The 3,594-nt window shown below is 64.5% G+C and carries 2 protein-coding genes; both read right to left on the bottom strand.

Annotation, left to right across the window (positions count from 1 at the left end; genetic code table 11):
* Nucleotides 1-863, bottom strand: an 863-nt coding sequence (locus tag VLE48_13890; protein HSA94101.1) for an amino acid permease, incomplete at its 3' end; no start/stop codon positions are given.
* The gene (locus VLE48_13885; protein HSA94100.1) at nt 850-3,507 is read right to left on the bottom strand and encodes a PIG-L family deacetylase; all 2,658 of its coding nucleotides are present in this window, start codon (nt 3,505-3,507) and stop codon (nt 850-852) included. The genes VLE48_13885 and VLE48_13890, both read right to left, overlap by 14 nt.
* Nucleotides 3,508-3,594: the final 87 nt, after the last annotated feature.

The following is a 3,594-nucleotide window of genomic DNA, read 5'->3' as shown; positions in this document are numbered from 1 at the left end:
ACGCCCAGGATGCTGATGTTCATCACGATGTAAATGCTGGCCACGGCCACGATGGAATACAGCAGGGCCCGCGGGATGTTTCGCCCCGGATCGCGTACCTCGTCTCCGAAGAAGCAGACGTTGTAGTAGCCCCAGTAGTCGTACGTGGCAATGAGCAATGCCGCGCCGAACCCGATGAAGAAGTTCTCGTTGAGCACGAAGGCATTGGGAGGAAAATCGAACGCAAGGCGAGGATTGAAGTGGGTCAGACCGGCGAAAATGATCCAGACGATGGTCGAGACCACACCCACCCACAGGACCTTGGAGAGCCATCCGATGACCGTGATGCGGCGGTAGAGCAGAAACACCGCCAGCAGGCACACGCCGATCGCGACGAAGGTTCCCGGGTTGACGAGCACGCGCGCTTGCAGATCGCCGAGCAGCGGCAGGCCCAGGCGGAACTCACGCGTCAGCCAGGCAGGCTCCAGCGACGGCACGATGTAGGTGGCATATTGCGCCAACCCGATGCAGCCCGAGGCGATGGAGAGCGGTGCGCTGAACGAAATCTGCCAGATGAACAGGAAGGAGAACAAACGGCCCAGTTTCTCCCCGCCATAGATCTCCTTCAGGTAGCGGTAGGAGCCGCCCGAGCCCGGCATGGCCGCGCCCAGTTCCGCCCATACCAGTCCGTCACAGATGGCCAGCGCCGCGCCCAGGATCCATCCCAGCATTGCCTGCGGACCGCCGGCCGCGCTCACGATCAGCGGGATGGTGATGAAGGGTCCCACGCCGATCATGTCGATCATATTCAGCGCGGTGGCGCCGCCCAGTCCGATGCCGCGGATGAGCTGCGGCTGCGGCGCTTCGCCGTCAGCGCGGCTCATGTCCTGCGCTCAGCAGGTTGACGAAGAGCCGTACCGCGCCGGGCACTCCGGCGGGCAATTGGCGGAAGAAGGAATAGCCGCTGAAGATGTACGTGCCTTTCCCGTAACGGGCGCGCAGCAGGCCGCCCCTCAGCGGTGGCTCGCCGGGATCGTTGGAAGCAAGCAGCGGCTGGTAGCGCTGGTCCCACTCCTCCATGAAGTAGAGGCCGCGCTCCTGCGCCCAGCCTTCGAAGTCGCGCGCAGCGATGAGGTTGGGATAGCGAAACAGAGGATCCTCCGGCGCGAGTATTTCCACCGGCGCCTCTTCCGAGGCCACGCGTCCACGGCCCACGCGTGCCGGATAGGGCGTGTAGTTGCCGGAGTTGAAATCTTCCCGCTCCGAGTTGTACTGCACGATCAGCGTGCCGCCGTTCTCCACGTAATCCAGCAGGCGCCGGTTTGCCTGGCGCACGTCTTCGCGGACGTCATAGGCGCGAATACCCAGGATGATGGTGTCGAAGCGGGCGAGATTCCCTGCTGAGACATCGGCCGGCGTGAGTTCCGTCACATCCAGACCCAGTTGGCGAAGGATGCCCGGAATGTCGTCTCCGGCGCCCATCACGTAGCCGATCTTCAGTGCTTCGGGAACCTTCACGTCCACTGCGTGAATGTGCTGCAACGCAGGACGGTAGAAATATGACGCGCCCAGGTCCTCGCGCTCCACGATGCTGAAACCCTCGGTGTAAAGGCGGCCGCCAGACTCGAGTCCGGCCCGGATCTCGTGCCGCCCCTCGGTTCGGTCCGGCGTCGAGATACGAAAGATGAATGTGGAGGACTCTCCGGCCGGAAGTGAAACCGCCTGGGCTTCGGGCTCGGCGCTCCAGCCATCCGGCACTTCCAGGCGGAGCGTAGCCTGCACTGCCTTTTCCAGGCTATTGCGCACTCCCACGCGAACTTCCGTGGCGCCGTCTTTCCCGGCTACCACCACGGCCGAAGGCGGCTCCGGGAGCACGGAGAATGCCGGCACCACCACCAGCGGCCGGCCCGACTTTGCTGCCCCGACGGTACGCAGCGCGCCCGTTGCTCCCTCGAGCGCATACGTCGCGGTACCGTGAATTGGCAGCGGCGGCAACGGCTCGCATGCGAGCGCAGAATCATCGAGCGTGTACACGGACTCTTCCTCTGGATCACGGCGGCGCCAGTAAGGCCGCGTGGCGTCCGCGTTCTCCGCGACCTTCACTTCGAATTCCATCGCCGCTTCACTGCCCGGCGCAATCTTCCGCGAAGCCTTTCCGGACGCACGCGCCGTCCATCCCTGAGGAAGGCCGAGCCGCACCTGTTTTACCTCCACGGTTCGAGTGCCACGATTCACCGTGCGCGCGGTGAGCTTGAAGGTCTCCCCCGGCGTCACCATGGCGGCGGGCGAATCCGTCTCCAGCGCGAACTCCAGTCCCAAAGCCAGAGCCGCGGCGCCTTCGAACTGGTCCTCCTTGGTGCGCAGGTGGGTGAGTATGTCCACTTTGGTCGCGGCCGAGAGGCCGGCATGCTCGACCCGCTTGATGAGCCTGCGAACCTGCTCCAGTCCGTGCAGCAGAGGGGGAGCCGCCGGCCCGGGATCGCTCCGGGCAGCTGTCGTGGCTTCCTTCACGCGTGCTTCAATCTCGATCAGCGCCGGACGCAGGAACCTGGCCTTGGACTCTTCTTCTCCCAGGCGTGTTGCCAGGCCGGGCAGCGTGGTGTCGATTCCGGCGAAGTAATCTTTCTCCTCGGCCACACTGGTTCCCGCCGGCAACACGGAATCCACCAGCTTGTAGTTCGCGAAGCGCGGGCCCGGCGTCAGACGCCACTCTCCAGCTCCCTGGGAAAGTTGCCGGCCCAGTCCTTCAAATGCAACCTCTACGTAGGACTTGCCCAGCACGTCATCGCGCTGGCTGGTTTCGAGCGACAGGGTCGGATTCTCCTCACGCCGGATGTTGTCCATGTAGAACTTCTTGGGTTGCCACGGCGCAAGACCCTGGGCTATCTGTTCCGGGAAGCGCGCCGGGTCACCGGCGGCGCGGAAAGCCTCGCGGGAGAGGATGCCCGCGGCCTGGTGTTGCCCGTGACCATCGCGAGACGTCCCCTGGAAGCGCGAAACCAGCACATCGGGCCGGAACGTGCGGATGACGCGCACCATGTCGGCCAGGGCCACGTCGTGGCCCTGCCACTTGGCAAATGCCTCGTCCGCGGATTTCGAGAATCCGTAATCCACCACTCGCGTGAACCGCTGCTCCACGCCGTAATAGCGATCGGAGGCCAGCAGTTCCAGCGTGCGCAGCACCCCCAGCTCGTCGGAGAGGTTGCTGCTGGTCTTGTTCTGCCCGCCTTCGCCGCGGTTCAGCGTCAGCAGCAGCACACTGGCGCCGCGCCCGCGCGACTCCAGCGTCATCATGCCGCCGTCTTCGTCATCCGGGTGGGCGGTGGTGTGCATCAGCCGCGCCGTCGTGCCCAGCTTGCGCAGCATCTGCTCGAGTCCGGCTTTGCCGGAGTCATAAGACAGGGGACGATACAGGTTGGGAGCGGGCGTCTGCGCGCTCGCCGGCCAACCAAGCGCAATCAGAGCCAGCCAGGATGCCCCGCGAACGACTGCAAGAATCCGGCGCAGCCCCGGGACAGCTTCTCTCATGTTGGCCACGCCGGTTGGATGCCGCATCGCTCCCGATTGGTTCTAAATGTTTTGCTTTCAACGCGCAAGAAGGAATTAGGTGGCGCC

Source organism: Terriglobales bacterium (genome assembly GCA_035454605.1).
In the GTDB taxonomy this organism is placed as follows: domain Bacteria; phylum Acidobacteriota; class Terriglobia; order Terriglobales; family Acidobacteriaceae; genus DATMAB01.
Note: the sequence above shows the minus strand (reverse complement) of the source record. Positions and strands in the feature narration are given on the sequence as shown.